16 protein-coding genes are annotated in these 19,717 nt (G+C 62.7%); 13 read left to right on the top strand and 3 right to left on the bottom strand.

Features of this window, described 5'->3' with window-relative positions; all coding sequences use genetic code 11:
• Window positions 1-40: 40 nt before the first annotated feature.
• Window positions 41-1,603: a methyl-accepting chemotaxis protein gene (locus ACL58G_RS04515; protein ID WP_440965392.1), complete on the top strand. Its 1,563-nt coding sequence runs from the start codon at window positions 41-43 to the stop codon at window positions 1,601-1,603.
• Between the two features lie 50 nt (window positions 1,604-1,653).
• On the top strand, window positions 1,654-2,256 hold the full coding sequence (locus ACL58G_RS04510; protein ID WP_056133785.1) for a chalcone isomerase family protein: 603 nt from the start codon (window positions 1,654-1,656) through the stop codon (window positions 2,254-2,256).
• Between the two features lie 554 nt (window positions 2,257-2,810).
• Here the strand turns inward: ACL58G_RS04510 and ACL58G_RS04505 are convergent.
• Window positions 2,811-3,041 carry a hypothetical protein gene (locus ACL58G_RS04505; RefSeq protein ID WP_056133788.1) on the bottom strand — a complete coding sequence of 77 codons (231 nt, stop codon included), beginning with the start codon at window positions 3,039-3,041 and terminating at the stop codon, window positions 2,811-2,813.
• 167 nt (window positions 3,042-3,208) lie between these two features.
• Between ACL58G_RS04505 and ACL58G_RS04500 the strand changes: the two genes are divergently transcribed.
• On the top strand, window positions 3,209-4,189 hold the full coding sequence (locus ACL58G_RS04500) for a LysR family transcriptional regulator (RefSeq protein WP_056133791.1): 981 nt from the start codon (window positions 3,209-3,211) through the stop codon (window positions 4,187-4,189).
• A 32-nt stretch (window positions 4,190-4,221) separates the two neighbouring features.
• Here ACL58G_RS04500 and ACL58G_RS04495 read toward each other — a convergent pair whose 3' ends face one another.
• Window positions 4,222-4,677, bottom strand: a complete 456-nt coding sequence (locus ACL58G_RS04495) for an Lrp/AsnC ligand binding domain-containing protein (RefSeq protein WP_036171419.1) — start codon at window positions 4,675-4,677, stop codon at window positions 4,222-4,224.
• Window positions 4,678-4,858: 181 nt separating this feature from the next.
• On the opposite strand from ACL58G_RS04495, the gene putA reads away from it, so the two are divergent.
• Together putA and ald are read left to right on the top strand one after the other, a co-directional pair.
• Window positions 4,859-8,494, top strand: a complete 3,636-nt coding sequence (putA, locus tag ACL58G_RS04490) for a trifunctional transcriptional regulator/proline dehydrogenase/L-glutamate gamma-semialdehyde dehydrogenase (protein ID WP_413380835.1) — start codon at window positions 4,859-4,861, stop codon at window positions 8,492-8,494.
• 103 nt (window positions 8,495-8,597) lie between these two features.
• Window positions 8,598-9,713 (top strand): alanine dehydrogenase, encoded by a 1,116-nt coding sequence (gene ald, locus ACL58G_RS04485; RefSeq protein ID WP_413380833.1) that lies wholly within the window; start codon window positions 8,598-8,600, stop codon window positions 9,711-9,713.
• On the opposite strand, the gene ACL58G_RS04480 is transcribed toward ald, so the two are convergent.
• Window positions 9,683-10,468, bottom strand: coding sequence for a 5'-methylthioadenosine/adenosylhomocysteine nucleosidase (locus ACL58G_RS04480; protein ID WP_413380831.1), 786 nt, complete (start codon window positions 10,466-10,468; stop codon window positions 9,683-9,685). The genes ald and ACL58G_RS04480 overlap by 31 nt on opposite strands.
• Before the next feature lie 1,218 nt (window positions 10,469-11,686).
• Here ACL58G_RS04480 and ACL58G_RS04475 point away from each other — a divergent pair.
• The 8 genes from ACL58G_RS04475 (at window position 11,687) to ACL58G_RS04440 (ending at window position 19,708) form a co-directional block, all read left to right on the top strand.
• A complete protein-coding gene (locus ACL58G_RS04475; RefSeq protein ID WP_413380829.1) occupies window positions 11,687-13,312 on the top strand; it encodes a GMC family oxidoreductase in 1,626 nt (541 codons plus the stop codon).
• A 136-nt stretch (window positions 13,313-13,448) separates the two neighbouring features.
• Window positions 13,449-14,222, top strand: a complete 774-nt coding sequence (locus tag ACL58G_RS04470; protein ID WP_413380827.1) for an ABC transporter ATP-binding protein — start codon at window positions 13,449-13,451, stop codon at window positions 14,220-14,222.
• A complete protein-coding gene (locus ACL58G_RS04465; protein WP_440965387.1) occupies window positions 14,219-14,926 on the top strand; it encodes an ABC transporter ATP-binding protein in 708 nt (235 codons plus the stop codon). The genes ACL58G_RS04470 and ACL58G_RS04465 overlap by 4 nt, the downstream gene beginning before the upstream one ends.
• Window positions 14,927-14,946: 20 nt before the next feature.
• On the top strand, window positions 14,947-16,149 hold the full coding sequence (locus tag ACL58G_RS04460) for an ABC transporter substrate-binding protein (protein WP_440965385.1): 1,203 nt from the start codon (window positions 14,947-14,949) through the stop codon (window positions 16,147-16,149).
• A gap of 20 nt (window positions 16,150-16,169) precedes the next feature.
• The gene (locus tag ACL58G_RS04455) at window positions 16,170-17,054 is read left to right on the top strand and encodes a branched-chain amino acid ABC transporter permease (protein WP_440965383.1); all 885 of its coding nucleotides are present in this window, start codon (window positions 16,170-16,172) and stop codon (window positions 17,052-17,054) included.
• A 10-nt stretch (window positions 17,055-17,064) separates the two neighbouring features.
• Window positions 17,065-18,045 (top strand): branched-chain amino acid ABC transporter permease, encoded by a 981-nt coding sequence (locus ACL58G_RS04450; protein ID WP_413380820.1) that lies wholly within the window; start codon window positions 17,065-17,067, stop codon window positions 18,043-18,045.
• Window positions 18,042-18,878, top strand: a complete 837-nt coding sequence (locus ACL58G_RS04445) for an alpha/beta fold hydrolase (protein ID WP_440965381.1) — start codon at window positions 18,042-18,044, stop codon at window positions 18,876-18,878. Before ACL58G_RS04450 ends, ACL58G_RS04445 begins: the two co-directional genes overlap by 4 nt.
• 59 nt (window positions 18,879-18,937) lie before the next feature.
• Window positions 18,938-19,708 (top strand): sulfite exporter TauE/SafE family protein, encoded by a 771-nt coding sequence (locus tag ACL58G_RS04440; protein ID WP_413380816.1) that lies wholly within the window; start codon window positions 18,938-18,940, stop codon window positions 19,706-19,708.
• The last annotated feature ends 9 nt before the right edge of the window (window positions 19,709-19,717 follow it).

Here is a 19,717-nt window from a genome sequence, read left to right as displayed (position 1 = left end):
TTTTTTTTGGACGGAGAGACTCACAATAATGATTAGAAATATGAGTATCGGCCAGCGTCTGGCCATCGGGTTCGGGGTCGTGATTGCCTTGCTGGTGCTGCTGGCGGGGCTGTCATACGTCAGGATTGCCAGCCTGAACAAGGAAATGGAGACCCTGGTCAACGTGCGTTACGCGAATACCGTCGCGGCCAACCACATCAAGGAAGACGTGAGCGAAGCGACGCGCAGCATGCTCAACGTCCTCATCATGACCGATCCGGACCAGATCAAGAAAGAGCTGGCGAACACGGAAGCGAGAAGCGCCAGCGCCACGGCCCAGGTCGCCGAGCTGGCCAGGAGCACGGGCGATGCCGAGGCCGCCGACATCCTGAAAGCGCTGGCCACCATCCAGAACAAATTCCTGCCGGCGCAAATGGCATTCATCAAGCTCGTCGACGAAGACCGCAAGGACGAGGCGATGATGAAATTCATGTTCTCGCTGCGCCCCCAGCAAACCCGCTATTTCGAACAACTCGACAAATTCGTCGCCTGGCAAAACGCCGCGATGCACCAGGCCGGCGCCGACACGGCCGCCGTCACACAGCGCACGCAGATGCTCATTCTGGCGCTGACGACGGCCGCGGCCGGGCTGTCGTTGGGCGTCGCGTGGCTGGCCACGCGCAGCATCACCCGGCCGCTGGGCCAGGTGGTGGAGATCGCCCGCCGCGTCGCCGACGGTGATCTCACGAGCGACATCGCCGTCGACAGCCGCGACGAGGCGGGCCAGATGATGGAAGCGCTGCGCCACATGAACGCCAGCCTGATCCGCATCGTCGGCGAAGTGCGCACGAGCACGGAATCGATGTCCTGCGCGTCCGGTGAAATTGCCAGCGGCAACCAGGACCTGTCGACGCGCACGGAATCCCAAGCCACGTCCTTGGCGCAAACGTCGAGCTCGATGCGGGCGCTGACCGGTACCGTGCAACAGAACGCGGACAATGCGCGCCAGGCGAATCAACTGGCGGCCCAGGCGTCGGAAGTGGCGGCGCGTGGCGGTTCCGTCGTCGCGCACGTCATCGAGACGATGGGCTCGATCACGGCGTCGTCGAAAAAGATCGTCGACATCATCGGCGTGATCGACGGTATCGCGTTCCAGACGAATATCCTCGCCCTGAATGCGGCGGTCGAGGCCGCGCGTGCGGGCGAGCAGGGACGCGGCTTTGCCGTCGTGGCCTCCGAAGTACGCAGCCTGGCACAGCGCTCGGCCGCGGCCGCCAAGGAAATCAAGCTGCTGATCGGCGATTCCGTGGACAAGGTGCAGGAAGGCAGCACGCTCGTCGAGCAGGCCGGCGTGACGATGGCAGAGGTCGTCGAAAGCGTGCGCCGCGTCACCGACATCATGGGTGAAATCAGCGCTGCCAGCCTCGAGCAGAGCGCCGGGATCGCCCAGGTCAGCCAGACGATCGTCGCGATGGACGAGACGACCCAGCAGAACGCCGCCCTCGTCGAGCAGGCCGCCGCCGCCGCCGCATCGATGCAGGAACAGGCGCAGCGCCTGGCGCGCGCCGTCAGCGTGTTCAAGCTGCAGAATGTCGAACCTACCCTGGCGCTGGCCGCGGCCTGAACGGCGGCCACGATGTTTACAACGATAGCTTTCCCACCAAGGAGACAACCATGACTACCCGTAAATTTGCCATCAAGGGCTTGCTCGCAGGCGCCATTCTGACCCTGGCCGCCAGCCTGCCGGCCATCGCCGCCGTCGTCGACGTGAACGGCTACAAGTTCGACGACATGACGAAGGTCGCCGGCAAGGACCTGAAACTGAACGGCGCCGGCATGCGCACCAAATTCATCGTCAAGGTGTACGCGGCCGGCCTGTACCTGCCGGAGAAGAAGAACAACACGGCCGAGATCCTGAAGGAAGAGGGCCCGCGCCGCGTGACCCTGCAGATGGCGCGCGACATCTCGTCCGAGGATTTCGGCAAGGCCTTCATGGATGGCCTGAACGAGAACATCGACAAGGCGGAAAAACAGCGCATCGTGGCCCAGATCAGCAAGATGGGCGAGCTGTTCGCGTCCGTCGACGGCCTCAAGAAGGGCGACGTGCTGCACCTGGACTGGATCCCGGGCACCGGCACCCAGGCCGAGCTGAACGGCAAAAAGCTGGGCGGCCCGATCCCTGACGTCAACTTCTACAACGCGATCCTGCGCATCTGGCTGGGCGACAAGCCTGTCGACCGCTCGCTCAAGCCGGCGCTGCTGGGCGACGCCAAGTAATCCGCTCGTTTTTCTTCGAAACGCGGCCCCGGGCAACCGGCGGCCGCGTTTTTTTCGTCCCTCGTTTTTTGACTGCGCACCACCCGGATTTCTGGATGAGGTGGGGTGCCGGCCGGCGCGTCGATGCCTCTGGCGGCGCATCCATTCGACAGTATCGAAGTTACCTTAACTCATCCATACAAAATGACCAATCATGAACTTCTCTTATTTTGCAAGGATGACTCAGCAACTACATTGAATTCATCTCTATCTCATCCTTATGATGCGGCACGCGACTGCTACACGACCAATTCAGCGAAATTCTTCATATCTCATCAATACGATGCCATCTTCTTCCAACTCATCATCAACTCATCGATTCATGAATCATCGATTTTTTGATACACCATCCATTCGACGACCAATTGTTAAATTAAATCACCAAAAAAACGCCTGACAACTCGAGCGACCACGAGTTACCGGCGACGGGTAAGAGTAGGGGCGAAAAAAAAGCGGCGCCCGGTTATCCGGGCGCCGCTTTCGGGAATGAAGCTGTGTAGACTAGACTGTAAGGATCAGTGCGATCCCACCGCTGCGGCCTGCGCACGCTGCCTGCGTGCCGCCAGTTCGCCCTTCGTTGGGCGCGGGCGCACCACCAATACCAGCGCGCGTACGATGCCGACCAGCAGGGGGCGGAAGAACATCAACACGCCGCCCAGCAGGGTCAGCTGGACCATGCACAAGAGCAGGTGGGTGAAGGGCAGAGCCAGCACCGGGGTCTGGAAAAGGGTGTCGGAGAAGGACATGGGAAGACTAAGTAGCAAGCTGATCTATTCGTTCGATGTCACTATAGTGCAACGCAACATATAAATCTAATTACACTTGGTAATAGCTATTATATTGATCGTGAATGGAAATCGGGTACACTTACCGTACCGACAAACCATTTATTGCCCGTCCTGAACGGAGTCCCATGAGCTTCCTCACGCTTGATCTGAACCTGCTCCGCGTCTTCGACGCCGTCATGACCGAGCAAAACCTGACACGCGCCGCCGGTCACCTCGCGATGACCCAGCCGGCCGTCTCGAACGCCATCAAACGCCTGCGCGAAAGCCTCGGCGACGAATTGCTGATCCGCACGGCCTACGGTGTGAAACCGACGCCGCGCGCGGAAGCGCTGTGGCCCGCCGTGCGCCAGGCGCTGGCCGCGCTGGAAGCGGCCGTGATGCCGGAAACCTTCGACGTTTCCAAGGCCCAGGCGACGTTCCGCATGGCGATGGCCGACGCCACTGCCGCCCTGTGGCTGCCTTCTCTGGTGCGGTCGATCGAAAAAGAGGCGCCGGGCGTCAACATCCGCATGGTGCCGCTGACCACGCGCGAACCGCGGCCGATGCTGCTGCGCGGCGACATCGACCTGGCCGTCGGCTTCTTCCCCGGCGTCGCGGCCCAGCTGTCGTACGAAACGGGTTCGCCGATCCGCCACGAGCGCCTGTATTCGGGAGAATACGTCGTCGTGATGCGCAAGAATCACCCGCTCGCACAGGGCACGCTCTCCCTCGACGATTATTGCAAGGCGAACCACCTGCTGGTGAGCTTCTCGGGCCGCGCCCACGGCCTCGTCGACGAAGCGCTGGCGCAGCTCGGCCGCGAGCGCCGCATCCTGCTGACCGTGAACCAGTTCTTCACGGCCGGCCGCGTGGTCGCGAACTCGGATCTGGTGACGGTGTTGCCGAAGCACCTGATCGCGTCGACCGGTGCGGCCGAACAATTGATCTGGCGCGAGCTGCCGTTCCAGCTGCCGGCCGTGCACCTGGACATGCTGTGGCACGAACGCGACGGCCGCAGCCCGGCCCACCGCTGGCTGCGCAAGAACCTGGAAAACCTGTCCGCCTCGGCGCAAAAAATGCTTCCGCAGAAGTCGGAAACGTCGGAAAAGATGGAAAAGATTGCCTGAAGATACAAACGCCCTGCCTGCCAGGGCGTTTTTCATTTGATGGGCAGCTTGGTCGTATTCTTGACTTCTTCCATCACCGCATACGTGTGCGTCTCGCGCACGCCTTTCTGCAGCAGTGTCTTGCCGAGGAATTCGCGGTAAGCTGCCATGTCTTTCACGCGCGCCTTGACGAGGTAATCGAACCCGCCGGCCACCATGTGGCATTCGAGCACTTCGGGAATCAATTGCACGCTCTGCTTGAACGCGTCGAAGACTTCCGGGGTCGTGCGGTCCAGCACCACTTCGATGAACACCAGCAGCGACACGTCCAGCAGCTGCGGATTCAGCTGGGCCGTATAGCCCATGATGTAACCGGACTCGTGCAGCTTGCGCACCCGCTCGAGGCAGGCGGCGGGCGACAGGTTGACCCGTGCGGCGAGCTCGACGTTGCTGATACGCCCATCGCTCTGTAGTTCGGCCAGGATTTTCTTGCTGATCTTGTCCAGCATGTGTTCTCTCTCCACTATAAATATTATTTGGTGAAATTCTCTCACCAAAAACTATCTATTGCTAGTCTTCTGTAAAAACAGAATTAATCCAGAAGATTTCCTTCTACAATCGAATCATTGATCCGCACTCCAGACCGGCGTTTGCCGGTGCCCGTCCTCATCCATTTTTTCCTGACCGTTCATGAACATTGCCGCCTTCCCGGCTTCCACCTACGTCCCTTTCGACGCCCTGCAGGCCGAAACCCGCCGCGAACAGACGCCGCTGCGTGCCGCGATCACCGCCGCCTACCGCCGTGACGAGACCAGCGCAGTGGAATGGCTGCTGGCCCAGGGTGCCAGCGCCAACGGCGACGCCTACATGCTGGCGCACCGCCTCGTGTCGGCCGTGCGCGAAAAACGTACGCGCTCGTCGGGCGTGGATGCGCTGATGCACGAATTCTCGCTGTCGTCGGAAGAAGGCGTCGCACTGATGTGCCTGGCCGAAGCGCTGCTGCGCATCCCCGACACGGAAACGGCCGACCGCCTGATCGCCGACAAGATCAGCAAGGGCGACTGGAAAAAGCACCTGGGCGAATCGCCGTCGCTGTTCGTGAACGCCGCCACGTGGGGCCTGCTCGTCACCGGCAAGCTCGTGTCGTCCAGCAGCGAGAAGGGCCTCGGCGCCGCGCTGACCCGCATGATCGCCAAAGGCGGCGAACCGCTGATCCGCAAGGGCGTCGACCTCGCGATGCGTATGCTGGGCAACCAGTTCGTCACCGGCCAGACCATAGCCGAAGCCTTGAAGAACAGCGTCGAAAACGAAACCCGCGGTTACCGCTATTCCTACGACATGCTGGGCGAAGCGGCGCTGACGGAATCCGACGCCGACAATTACTATGCCTCATACGAAGCGGCCATCCACGCGATCGGCAAGGCCTCCAATGGCCGCGGCATCAAGGACGGTCCGGGCATCTCGATCAAGCTGTCGGCCCTGCATCCGCGCTACAGCCGCGCGCAATATGCCCGCGTGATGGGCGAACTGCTGCCGCGCGTGCGCAACCTCGTGCTGCTCGCCAAGGAATACGACATCGGCATCAATATCGACGCCGAGGAAGCGGACCGCCTGGAAATCTCGCTGGACATGCTGGAAGCTCTTGCTTTCGATCCATCCTTGGCCGGCTTCGAAGGCATCGGCCTGGTCGTGCAGGCGTACCAGAAGCGCTGCCCGTTCGTGATCGATTTCGTCGTGGACCTGGCCCGCCGCAGCGGCCGCAAATTCATGGTCCGCCTCGTCAAGGGCGCGTACTGGGATGCGGAAATCAAGCGCGCCCAGGTCGACGGCCTGCCGGGCTATCCGGTGTACACGCGCAAGATCTACACGGACGTGTCTTACCTCACGTGCGCGCGCAAGCTGCTCGCCGCGACGGACGTGATCTACGCCCAGTTCGCCACGCACAATGCACATTCGCTGTCCGTGATCTACACGTGGGCGAAGGCCGACAACGTCACCGATTACGAATTCCAGTGCCTGCACGGCATGGGAGAAACGCTGTACGACCAGGTCGTCGGCAAAGAGAACCTCGGTAAAGCTTGCCGGATCTACGCGCCGGTCGGTTCGCACGAGACACTGCTCGCCTACCTCGTGCGCCGCCTGCTGGAAAACGGCGCGAATTCGTCGTTCGTGAACCAGATCGTCGACGAGAGCGTGCCCATCGACACCCTGCTGGCCGATCCGTTCGAAGCCGCACGCGCCGCGCACTGCCTGCCGCACCCGCGCATTCCGCTGCCGCTGACTCTGTTCCCTGACGGCCGCCGCAACTCCACCGGGCTCGACCTGGCAAATGAACACGTGCTGGCCGAACTGGCCGCAGACCTCGGTACACCGCGCCATTACGTGGCCGCACCGCTCGTCGACGGTCCCGTCGCAGCGGCCGGTGCGCTGAACATCGTGAATCCCGCGCAGTCGGCGGACATCGTCGGCCAGGTGACGGAAGCGACCACCGCCGACGTCGATACCGCGCTGCAGGCCGCCGTGAACGCGAAACCGGCCTGGGAAGGCATGGGCAATGCCGGTCGCGCCGACATCATCGCCCGCGTCGGCGATCTGTTCGAGCAATACCGCGGCGAACTGATGGCCCTGGCCGTGCGCGAAGCGGGCAAGTCTCTGCCGAACGCGATCGCGGAAGTGCGCGAAGCCGTCGATTTCCTGCGCTATTACGCGGCTGAGATCCGCAATGCCCCGCAAGCCCGCGCGCTGGGACCGGTGACGTGCATCAGCCCCTGGAACTTCCCGCTCGCGATTTTCACGGGCCAGGTCGCCGCCGCGCTGGCCGCCGGCAATGTCGTGCTGGCAAAGCCGGCCGAGCAGACGCCGCTGATCGCCCACCGCGCCGTGCAATTGTTCCACGAAGCGGGTGTGCCGACAGCCGCGCTGCAGCTGTTGCCGGGCCGTGGCGAGACCGTCGGCGCCGCATTGACCTCCGATGCGCGTGTAAAAGCCGTCATTTTTACGGGCTCGACGGAGGTTGCGCAATTGATCAACCGTACGTTGGCCGCACGTTCCGCACAGGAAGGCGCCGACATCCCGCTGATCGCCGAGACGGGCGGCCAGAACGCGTTGGTCGTCGATTCTTCCGCACTGCCGGAGCAGGTCGTGCAGGATGTGCTCAGTTCCGCGTTCGACAGCGCCGGCCAGCGCTGCTCCGCCCTTCGGGTGCTGTTCCTGCAGGAAGACATTGCCGATAAAACGATCAAGATGCTCAAGGGCGCCATGCAGGAATTGCGCGTGGGCGTGCCGGACCGCCTGTCCACCGACATCGGCCCCGTCATCGACAAGGAAGCCCAGCAAAACCTGCTCGGCCACATCGAGCGCATGAAGGCGACGGCGAAGCAGCATTTCTCGCTGGTCTTGCCGGACGTGTTGCTGTCGCAGGGGACGTTCGTGCCGCCGACCGTGCTCGAGATCGGCTCGATGAGCGAACTGAAGCGCGAAGTCTTCGGCCCCGTGCTGCACATCGTGCGCTGGCGCCGTTCCGAGCTGGACAAGGTCGTCGACACGATCAACGCGACCGGCTACGGCCTCACGCTCGGCGTGCATTCGCGCATCGACGAGACGATCGAATTCATCACGACGCGGGCCCACGTCGGCAACATCTACGTGAACCGCAATATCGTGGGCGCCGTCGTCGGCGTCCAGCCGTTCGGTGGCGAGGGGAAATCCGGCACCGGTCCGAAGGCCGGCGGTCCGTTGTACCTGAAGCGCCTGCAACAGGATGCGGCGCCGCTGCTGCGTCACGCACGCCGCAGCAATAACGCGCTGGACGGCCTGCTTGCCTGGGCGTGCGCGAACGGCCACGGCGACATCGCGAACCTGGCAAACGGTTACATGGAAACGACGCTGGACGGCGTGCGCATCGACTTGCCGGGCCCGACGGGCGAGCGCAACCAGCTCGATTTCGTTCCGCGCGGCACCGTCCTGTGCGCGCCGAACGGCACGGCGAGCCTGCTGAACCAGTTGGCGGCCGCGTTCGCGACGGGCAACCGCGCGCTCGTGCTGGCGGAAACGCTGCCCGCGTTGCCGATCGCCGTCAAGGAACGCGTGCGCTTCATCAACGCGCAGGAGCTGGATGGCAGCGAGTTCGCCATGGCCCTCGTCGAGCAGGGTCTCCCCGGGGATCTGCAGGCGCGGCTGGCGGCCCGTCCGGGGGCGATCGTCGGCATCGTCGACACCCGTGCGGGCGAACCGGTGGCGTTGTGGCGGCTGGTGGCGGAACGCGCCTTGTGCGTCAACACGACCGCGGCAGGAGGTAACGCAAGCCTGATGACGCTCGGTTTGTAATCCGGGTCCTGATGGCTGCGACGCCGCGGTAGCAGGTTTCTAACCTGCGCCGCGGCGTTTTGTTTTTGGAGATGTTTTTCGTAGGTTTAACCTGGAGGCAGACATGTTGATAGGCGTACCAAAAGAAATCAAAAACAATGAATTCCGGGTGGGCCTGACGCCCCCCAGCGTGCACGAACTGGTCGCGCGCGGGCATCGGGTCATCGTGCAGACCGGCGCCGGTGCCGGCATCGGGTTGACGGACGAGCAATACGCGGCTGCCGGCGCCACGATCGTCCCGTCGGCGCAAGAAATCTTCGCGCAGGCCGACATGGTCGTGAAAGTGAAGGAACCGCAGCCGCAGGAATGCGCGATGCTGCGTCCGGGACAGATCCTGTACACGTATCTGCACCTGGCGCCGGATCCGGAGCAGACGGCGGCCCTCGTGCAATCCGGCGCCGTGTGCATCGCGTACGAAACCATCACGGGCCCGGGCGGCGGCCTGCCGTTGCTGGCGCCGATGAGCGAGGTGGCGGGGCGGATGTCGATCCAGGCCGGCGCCAGCCACCTGGAAAAATCGAAGGGCGGCGCCGGCATCCTGCTGGGCGGCGTGCCGGGCGTGGCGGCGGGCCATATCGTCATCATCGGCGCCGGCGTCGTCGGCACGAATGCGTTGCAGATGGCGGCCGGTATCGGCGCACGTGTCACCGTGCTCGACAAGAACGTCGACCGCCTGCGGCAGCTCGACCTCGTCTACGGCAACCGGATCTCGACCCTGTATTCGAACGCGCACGCGATCGAGGAAGCGGTGCTGTCGGCCGACCTCGTCATCGGTGGCGTGCTCGTGCCCGGTGCCGCGGCGCCGAAGCTCGTCACGCGCGACATGGTGTCAAAAATGAAAAAAGGGGCTGTCGTCGTCGACGTGGCGATCGACCAGGGCGGCTGTTTCGAGACGTCGCATCCGACCACGCACGCCGATCCGACCTTTGTCGTGGACGGCGTTGTTCACTATTGCGTGGCGAACATGCCGGGCGCAGTGGCCCGCACGTCGACATTTGCGCTGAACAACGCGACGATCGGTCATGCCGTCGCGTTGGCGACGAAGGGCTGGCGGCAGGCCATGCGCGACGATCCGCACCTCAAGAACGGTTTGAATGTCTGCGAAGGCAAGGTGACCTATGCGGCCGTCGCGAAGGATCTCGGCTATGACTACGTGCCGGCGGATACCCTGTTGGCCTGATGTTGCCAACCCAGGCAAAACTGCCTGACGATGTAAAAAGCATACCGCGCGGCCACGAATTTCACGAAACGCATGAAATCCGTGGCCGCGTGTTCGTTGGCGTTGTCGGAAATCGTCCGGATCACGCCGAACGGGATGCCTAGCTCAAAACAGGCCTGCGCAACCGCGGCGCCTTCCATCTCCACCGCCAGCAGACCCGGCAATGCCTCATTCAACGCGTCCAGACGGTCCTTGTCGCTCACGAACTGGTCGGCGCTGGCGATCAGGCCTCGATGCAGCCGCGGCCCGCTGAGCGCGAATACGGCCCTTTCCCCGGGGTCGACGGCAAGCGCGAAGTCGTCTTCCAGGAAGCGGTGCGCCGCATCCGCCAGCTGCAACGCCATGTGGTGGTCGGACAGGAAGTGCGTCAAACCCGTCAACGGCACTTCGTAGCGGGGGAACAAAGGGCTCGCATCCATGTCGTGCTGGACGAGCGATTCGGCCACGACGATGTCGCCGACACGGATCGAAGCGTCTCCAGCGCCAGCCACGCCCGTAAAGAGGATGTGGGTAACACCGAACTTCTCCACAAGCGTTGCGGTCGTCAGTGCCGCTGCAACCTTGCCTATACGCGATAAAACGCACACAGCGTCGATTTCCCACAGTCGTCCGAGGAAGTACTCGCGCATGCCGTGCGTGAGCTTGTAGGCCCCTTCCATGGCCTCTACGAGCCCCTGCTGTTCTTCGTGCAACGCACTGATGATCCCTAATCGCATGGTTCAGCCTGGTTTTTAGATGGGTTGACGGACGGTTTTGGCGGCTTGTTCCCGCTGTTCGCTCTGTCTTTGTATTAATAAAACAAAGATATATATAAAAAATGGTAGTGATAGTAAACGCCTTCCTTCCTGTGGATAAGAAGGAATTTGTCTACAGCGTCAACGGTTTACGTGCTCACGAAGCGGCTGGACAAGCATTGTATCGATGCTGAACCGATGTTGGACAAAAACCAGGCGAGCAGAAAAAACGGCCGTTCTGCACATCCGATCCTGTGGATATGCAGCGCCTTTTCCACAGTCGAGCTGGTTTTGTCTACCGGCGGGACGTTCGCGGGCTGCGAACGCTGTTCCGGATGCGACCTCGGCATCGTGTTCTTCCTGTAGACAAACGGCAGTCGAGCAGTCGTTACGTCAGCATTTTTTGGATGCGGTGGCGTTCAGTTCTTTTTTTTTGCAGACAGAAGAGCGTTCGCGTCGTGTCTGCTTCGCCGTCGATCGCTGCCGGGCGAGTTGTCCTTCTTTAGTTAACTTGGATAGAAAGAAAGGATAGTAATAATAGTAAACGCCGGCTGAACTGTGGATAAACGGGATTTTTTCCACAAGCTCAAGGGTTTACGTGCGTCGAAAGCGGTCGAACAAACCTTGTTTCTGTCGAGGACCAAAACTGGAGAAAAAATTCGAGATCGACTTTCGTGGCAGTTCCGCACATTCGATCCTGTGGATATTCAGCAGCTTATCCACAAAAGGCCCGGAAACAGGGCGTTTGGGTGTCGCGGGTAGCTGGCCTGGTCGACGTCGGGCAGGTGTTGTGGTCATGAACGCATCCGGAGTCGGTCGATTTTTTTTGTTGAGCAGAACGATGTCGAGATCGGCGACGAGAAATTTTTTTCGACAGGGCCGCAGCTTTCAAGGCGGCTCGTCAGGTTTACAACCAGAAGCTTGTATACAGAATAATAGTAATAGTTAACGGTGCCACTCTTCTGTGGATAAGCCGGGTTTTTTCCACAACATCAAACGTTTACGGTTCGCATAAGACGGTGGGCTGGTCTTGTATGTGCCTTGTGGCAAAACTGGATAAAAATCCCGACTGTGCGAAAAACCGATCTTCCTCACATTTCGTACCTGTGGATATTCATACGCTTATCCACAGCCCAGGGACCCCTTGTTGAGCTTGATCATCTGGTAAGCTTGTTCAACCGAATCACGATGCGAGGGTCCATGGAGTCCGCAGGGGAATTCGATGTCATCATTGTCGGGGCCGGTACCGCCGGCTGTGTGCTGGCCAATCGCCTGACCCGCAGGTCCGACGTGCAGGTGCTGCTGATCGAGGCGGGCGGCAAGGACGATTACCTGTGGATCCACATCCCCGTCGGCTACCTGTACTGCATCGGCAACCCGCGCACGGACTGGTTGTATAAAACGGAAGCCGATCCCGGCCTGGCAGGGCGCGCGCTGATCTACCCGCGCGGTAAAGTGCTGGGCGGCAGTTCGTCGATCAACGGCATGATCTACATGCGCGGCCAGGCCGAGGACTACGACCGCTGGGCCGCCATCACGGGCGATCCCTCCTGGCGCTGGGATCATGTCCTGCCCATTTTCAAGGCGAGCGAAGACCATCACGGCGGTACCAGCGCCATCCACGGCAGCGGCGGCGAATGGCGGGTGGAGCGCCAGCGGCTGTCCTGGGAGATCCTCGACGCGTTCCGCGAAGCGGCCCACCAGACGGGCATCCCGAAAGTCGACGATTTCAACGGCGGCGACAACGCGGGTTGTGCCTATTTCGAAGTCAACCAGCGGCGCGGCATCCGGCTGAATACGGCGAAAGCGTTTCTCCGGCCGGCTTCCACGCGGCCGAACCTGACGATCATGACGGGTTGTCACGTCGAAAAGCTGTTGATCGGGCAGGCGGAGCAGGGCGTCGTCTGCCGCGGCGTGCAATTCACGGGCGGCGGCCGGGCATTCACGGCGACGGCGCGGCGCGAAACCCTGCTTGCCGCCGGTGCCATCGGCTCGCCGCATATCCTGCAATTGTCCGGCATCGGGCCGGCGGCTTTGCTGCATCGGCATGGGATCAACCCCGTCGTCGATGCGCCCGGCGTCGGCGAAAATTTGCAGGATCATTTGCAGCTGCGCATGGTCTACCGCATCACGGGCGCCCGCTCGCTCAACACGAGCGCCGCGTCGTGGTACGGCAAGATGAAAATCGGTGTGCAATATCTGCTGTTTCAGAGCGGGCCGATGTCGATGGCGCCGTCGCAGCTGGGTGCGTTCGCCAGGTCCGATCCCGGCCAGGCGACGCCGAACCTGGAATACCACGTGCAGCCGCTGTCCCTGGAAAAATTCGGCGATCCGCTGCACGGTTTTCCCGCATTCACGGCGAGCGTGTGCAACCTGCGGCCGACGGCGCGGGGGCACGTCCGGCTGGCGGCGAACGACAGTTACGCGCCGCCGAAAATATCGCCGAACTATCTCAGCACGCCGGAAGACCGCAAGGTGGCGGCCGACGCGCTGGCGCTGACCCGGCGCATCGTCGCGGCGCCCGCACTGGCGCAATACCGCCCGGAAGAATTCAAGCCGGGCCCGCACTACCGCACGGAGGAAGAACTGGCGGAAGCAGCCAGCCTCATCGGCACGACGATTTTCCATCCCGTCGGCACCTGCCGCATGGGGAAAATGGACGATCCGCTCGCCGTCGTCGACAGCACATTGCGGGTCAAAGGCGTCCGAGGGTTGCGCGTCGTCGACGCGTCCATCATGCCGACGATCACCTCCGGCAACACGAATTCCCCGACCCTGATGATTGCCGAAAAGGCGGCTGCGCTGATCGACAGCACGTGGTCATAGTGCGTTTTTGCACAACGGGTTTGCGCGCCGTCATGACGTAGCGCAGGGCGATCCGCCTGCCGCGTGCTGTATCTTGACGAGTTCCAAAAGTGTGTATGATTTGTAAAGCTTGAATGGACGAAAGCGGGGAGACGCAATGCCAGACGTCATTCTGGAAACACGTGATCTGACGAAGGAATTCAAGGGTTTTACGGCGGTCAACCAGGTGAGTCTGCAGGTGCAGCGCGGCCATATCCACGCGCTCATCGGACCCAATGGCGCCGGCAAGACGACGTGCTTCAACCTGCTGACGAAATTTCTTTCTCCGTCCGCCGGCCGTATCCTGTTCAACGGCACCGACATCACCTCGCTAAAACCGGCGCAGATCGCGCGCATGGGCATCATCCGCTCGTTCCAGATCTCGGCCGTTTTTCCTCACCTCACCGTGCTGGAAAACGTGCGCATCGGCCTGCAGCGCGCCCTCGGCACCAGTTTTTATTTCTGGCGCAGCGAAAAAACGCTGAACCAGCTCAACGATCGCGCCATGGCCTTGCTGGCCGAAGTGGATCTGGAAAACTTTGCCGACACCGTCACGGCGGACCTGCCGTACGGCCGCAAGCGCGCGCTCGAGATCGCGACGACGCTCGGCATGGAGCCGGAACTCATGCTGCTGGACGAACCGACGCAAGGCATGGGCCACGAAGACGTGCACCGCGTGACGGCATTGATCAAGAAAGTGGCGAGCGGCCGCACAATCCTGATGGTGGAACACAATATGAACGTCGTGTCCGGCATCTGCGACCGCATCTCCGTGCTGCAGCGGGGCGCCGTGCTGGCGGAAGGCAGTTACGCGGACGTATCGCGCAATCCGCAGGTCATCGAAGCGTACATGGGCAGCGCCGACAATAACCTGGCGGGAGCACACGGATGACGCCCGCACTGGAGATCGAGAACCTGCACGCCTGGTATGGCGAATCGCACATTTTGCACGGCGTCAGCCTGACCGTGCAGCCGGGCGAAGTCGTCACCCTGCTGGGCCGCAACGGCGCGGGCCGTACGACCACCTTGCGCGCCATCATGGGCCTGACGGGCGCGCGCACCGGGTCGATCAAGGTCAATGGCGTCGAGGCGATCCGCCTGCCCACGCACCGCATCGCCCACCTCGGCATCGGTTACTGCCCGGAAGAGCGCGGCATTTTCGCGTCGCTGTCGGCCGAGGAAAACCTGATGTTGCCGCCGAAGCTGGCCGGCCGCGAGCCTGGCATGAGCGTCGCCGAGATCTACGAGATGTTCCCAAATTTGTATGAACGGCGCCACAGCCAGGGCACGCGGCTGTCCGGCGGCGAGCAGCAGATGCTGGCCGTCGCGCGCATCCTGCGCACGGGCGCGCGCCTGTTGCTGCTGGACGAGATCTCGGAAGGGCTCGCCCCCGTGATCGTGCAGGCGCTGGCGAAGATGATCACGACCCTCAAGGCGAAGGGCTACACGATCGTCATGGTGGAACAGAATTTCCGGTTCGCGGCACCGCTGGCGGACCGGTTTTACGTCATGGAACACGGCCGCATCGTCACGACGATCGCGGCCGCGGAGCTGCAGGCCAGCATGCCGGCATTGACCGAGCTGCTGGGCGTTTGATCATTGACAACGGAGACCACATGAAAACAGCGATTGCCTTTGCCGCCGCCACCTTCGCGGCCGGTTTGTCCATGCCGGCGCTGGCCCAGATCTCGGGCGACACCGTCAAAATCGGCATGATCACGGATTTATCGGGCGTGTATTCCGACATCGACGGCAATGGCGGCGCCGAAGCCGTGCGCATGGCGATCGCCGATGCGGGCGGCGCCATCAACGGTAAAAAAATCCAGTTCGTCGTCGCCGACCACCAGAACAAGCCGGACATCGCCGCCAGCAAGGCGCGCGAATGGTTCGACCAGCAGGGCGTCGACATGCTGATCGGCGGCACGAATTCCGGTGCGGCCCTCGCCATGGCCAAGGTCGCGGCGGAAAAGAAAAAAGTCTTCATCGCGATCGGTTCCGGCAGTGCGCAACTGACCAACGAACAGTGCTCGCCGTACACCGTGCACTACGCGTACGACACGGTCGCGCTCGCCCGCGGCACGGGCGCCACGATCGTGAAGCAGGGCGGCAAGAGCTGGTATTTCCTGACGGCCGACTACGCGTTCGGCCAGTCGCTGGAAAAGGACACGACCGACGTCGTCAAGGCCAATGGCGGCACCGTGCTGGGCAGTGTGAAGCATCCGCTGGGCGCGTCCGATTTTTCGTCGTTCCTGCTACAGGCCCAGTCGTCGAAAGCGCAAGTGCTGGGGCTGGCGAATGCCGGCGGCGACTTCATCAACTCGGTCAAGGCCGCGAAGGAATTCGGCCTGACGAGCAAGATGAAGATCGCGGGTCTCCTGGTGTTCATCAACGATATCCACACCCTCGGGCTGCAGACGACGCAAGGACTCTACCTGACGGACGCGTGGTACTGGGACATGAACAACGACACCCGTGCGTGGGCGAAAAAATACTTCGCGAAGATGAAGAAGGAGCCGTCGTCGCTGCAGGCGGCGGATTATTCCGCCGCGATGAACTACCTGAACGCCGTCAAGGCGATCGGCACCGACGATGGCAACAAGGTCATGGCCCAGCTGAAAAAGACCAAGATCAACGACATGTTCACGAAGAATGGCGAGATCCGTCCGGACGGCCGCATGGTGCACGACATGTACCTGATGCAGGTGAAAACGCCGGCCGAGTCGAAGGCGCCATGGGATTACTACAAGGTCGTGGCCACGATCCCGGGTGCCCAGGCATACACGACCAAGGCCGAGACCAAGTGCGCGGCGTGGAAGTGAGCCGGGCGTAAGCGCGTCATATGGAAATTTTCGGCGTCCCCCTGCAGGCGATGATGAGCCAGCTGCTGCTGGGCCTGGTGAACGGTTCGTTCTACGCGATGCTGTCGCTGGGCCTGGCCGTCATCTTCGGCCTGCTCAACGTGATCAATTTCTCGCACGGCGCGCTGTACATGATGGGCGCGTTCGCCGCGTACATCGGCGTCACGTCGTTCGGGCTGAATTACTGGGCGATGCTCGTGCTGGCGCCACTCATCGTCGGCGCGTTCGGCATCCTGTTCGAAAAGACGATGCTGCGCTGGCTCTACCAGTTCGATCACCTGTACGGCCTGCTGCTGACCTTCGGCATCACGTTGCTGCTGGAAGGCGTGTTCCGCTCGTTCTTCGGCGTGTCCGGCCAGACCCTCGACGTGCCGGAAACGCTGTCCGGCGCCACCGATCTCGGCTTCATGATCCTGCCGAACTACCGCGCCTGGGTCGTGTTCGCCTCGCTCGTCGTGTGCCTGGCGACGTGGTTCACGATCGAAAAAACGCGGCTGGGCGCCTACCTGCGCGCAGGCACGGAGAACCCGAAACTGGTCGAAGCGTTCGGCGTCAACGTGCCGTTGATGGTGACATTGACCTACGGCTTCGGCGTCGCGCTGGCGGGTTTTGCCGGCGTGCTGGCGGCGCCCGTCATCAACGTCACGCCGCTGATGGGCTCCAATCTCATCATCGTCGTGTTTGCCGTCGTCGTGATCGGCGGGATGGGGTCCATCCTCGGCTCCATCGTCACGGGCCTGGCGCTGGGCGTCGTCGAAGGGCTGACGCGCGTGTTTTATCCTGAAGCGTCGGAAGTGGTCGTGTTCGTCGTGATGGTGATCGTGCTGCTGCTGCGTCCGGCCGGCCTGTTCGGCAAAGAAAAATGAGGCGATGACCATGAACAGAACACTCGGCTACGGCCTCGCATTGGTGGTGGCGCTGGCGGCACCGTTCGTGGGCTACCCGGTCTTCCTGATGAAGCTGCTGTGCTTCGGGCTGTTCGCCTGCGCCTTCAACCTCCTGATCGGCTACACCGGCTTGCTGTCGTTCGGCCATGCGGCCTTCTTCGGCGGCGCCGGCTACGTCACGGGCCACGCGCTGGCGGTGCTCGGCTTGCCGTTCGAGGCGGCGCTCGTGCTGGGCGTGCTGGCGGCCGCGGCGCTGGGTGTCGTCATGGGGCTGCTGGCCATCCGGCGCCAGGGCATCTATTTTTCGATGATCACGCTGGCGCTCGCGCAGATGGTGTATTTCGCGGCGCTGCGCGCGCCGTTCACGCATGGCGAGGACGGGCTGCAGGGCGTCCCGCGCGGCAAGCTGCTGGGCAGCGTCGACCTCGGCAACGACCTGACCTTGTACTACGTCGTGCTGGCGATCTGCGTCGCCGGCTTTGCCCTGATCGTGCGCACGGTGCATTCGCCGTTCGGGCAAGTGCTGAAGGCGATCAAGGAAAACGAGGCGCGCGCCATTTCCCTGGGTTACGACGTCGATCGTTACAAGCTCGTCGCGTTCGTGCTGTCGGCCGCACTGGCCGGCCTGGCGGGCGCGACGAAGACCGTCGTGCTCGGCTTCGAAACGCTGACGGACGTGCACTGGACGATGTCCGGCCTCGTCATCCTGATGACCCTGGTCGGCGGCATGGGCACCCTGGCCGGGCCGATTTTGGGCGCTTTCCTGATCGTCGCACTGGAAAACAAGCTGGGCGACCTGGGGAACTTCCTGGCCGAGAAGACGCATGTAGAATGGTTCGCATCACTCGGAGAATCGGTGGGCATCGTCACCGGCCTCATCTTTGTTGCCTGCGTGTTGTTGTTCCGCCGGGGTATCGTCGGCGAGATCGCGGCGGCGCTCCACGCTCCGGTTTCAAGGAGACGCACGTGATCGACGAATCCCTCATGCTGGACGTGAACGGCATCCGCATCCACACGACGACGACGGGGCAGGGACCGGCGGTGCTGCTGCTGCACGGTTTTCCCGACACCCACATCGTCTGGCGCAAGCAGGTCCCCGTCCTGGCCGCCGCGGGCTTCCGCGTGCTGGCCCCGGACCTGCGCGGCTACGGCCGCAGCGACGCGCCGGGCGGCGTCTTCGACTACACGATGGACAAGCTGCGCGGCGACGTGCTGGGCCTGCTCGACGCCCTTCACATCGACAAGGTCTTCCTCGTCGGCCATGACTGGGGCGGCATCATCGGCTGGCAGATCGCGGCGCTGGCGCCGGAGCGCGTGCACCGCTACGTGGCGATGTCCACCGTTCACCCGTACGCCATCGCGCGTGCCGGCATCCTGCAGCGCTTGCGCATGACGTATATCCTCGGCTTCATCATGCCGGGCATCGCCGAGCATACGTTGCGCGCCGCCGACTGGTTCATCATGCGCCAGTTCACGGACGAGCCCGGCCAGGCCGACCACTGGAAGCGCGACCTGTCCCCGCCGGGGCGCCTGACGGCCGCCCTGAACTATTACCGCGCCAACCTGAGTCTCGCCCTGCCGCGCGGACACCGTCAGGTGAAAGTGCCCGTGATGGGCTTGTGGAGCGACCGCGACCCGGCCCTGGGCGAAAAGCAGATGCGCGACTCCGCGCACTACGTCGACGGCGAATTCCGTTTCGAGCGCATTCGCGGCGCGGATCACTGGCTGCAGCTGACGGCGGCCGACGAGGTCAACCGCCTGCTGCTGCAATTCCTGGAAGAGGGGCGGGCGGCGGCCGTCTGAGTTTGTTGCGTCGCAACAAGGGTGTCGGACTACAATAGCGCTTTTACGCGTGATTCATCATGTTCGATTTTGCCCTGCTGGCCGTCGCGGCCTTCGTTGCCGGTCTCGTGGATGCTGTCGTCGGTGGGGGCGGACTGATCCAGATCCCGGCGATGTTCGCCATGTTCCCCCGTGAGGTACCGGCAACGCTACTGGGCACGAACAAGCTGGCCGCGATGTTTGGCACGGCAGTCGCGGCCGTCAAATACTCGCGACGCGTGACGGTCGCCTGGAGCACGGCGGCGCCGGCGGCCCTCGCCGCATTCGCGCTGTCGTTCATCGGTGCGTGGACGGTGACCCGCGTGCCGGGCGATTTCGTCCGGAGTCTGCTGCCGCTGATCCTCGTCGCGGTGGCCGTGTACACGTACAAGAAGAAGGACCTGGGCGCCGTCCATGCGCCGGCCCACAGCGGCATGAAGGAGCGGCTGCTGGCGATGGGTGTCGGCGCCGCCATCGGTTTCTATGACGGCTTCTTTGGTCCCGGCACCGGCAGCTTCCTGATCTTCCTGTTCGTCCGCTTCTTCGGGTTCGACTTCCTCAGCGCGTCGGCGGCGGCGAAGATCGTCAACGTTGCCTGCAATATCTCGGCGTTGCTCTGGTTCGGCTACAGCGGCCACCTGCTGTGGCAGCTTGGCCTGCTGATGGCCGTGTGCCAGATCGCCGGCTCACTGGTCGGGACCAGGCTGGCGCTGAAGCATGGCAGCGGCTTCGTGCGCAAGCTGTTCCTCGTCGTCGTCGGGCTGCTGATCGTAAAGACAGCGTTCGACACGTTCAAGCGGCTGGGCTGGTGATTGTTTCAC

Origin of the sequence: Massilia sp. GER05 (genome assembly GCF_052056005.1) — a bacterium.
GTDB lineage: Bacteria > Pseudomonadota > Gammaproteobacteria > Burkholderiales > Burkholderiaceae_D > Telluria > Telluria orientalis.
Note: the sequence above shows the minus strand (reverse complement) of the source record. Positions and strands in the feature narration are given on the sequence as shown.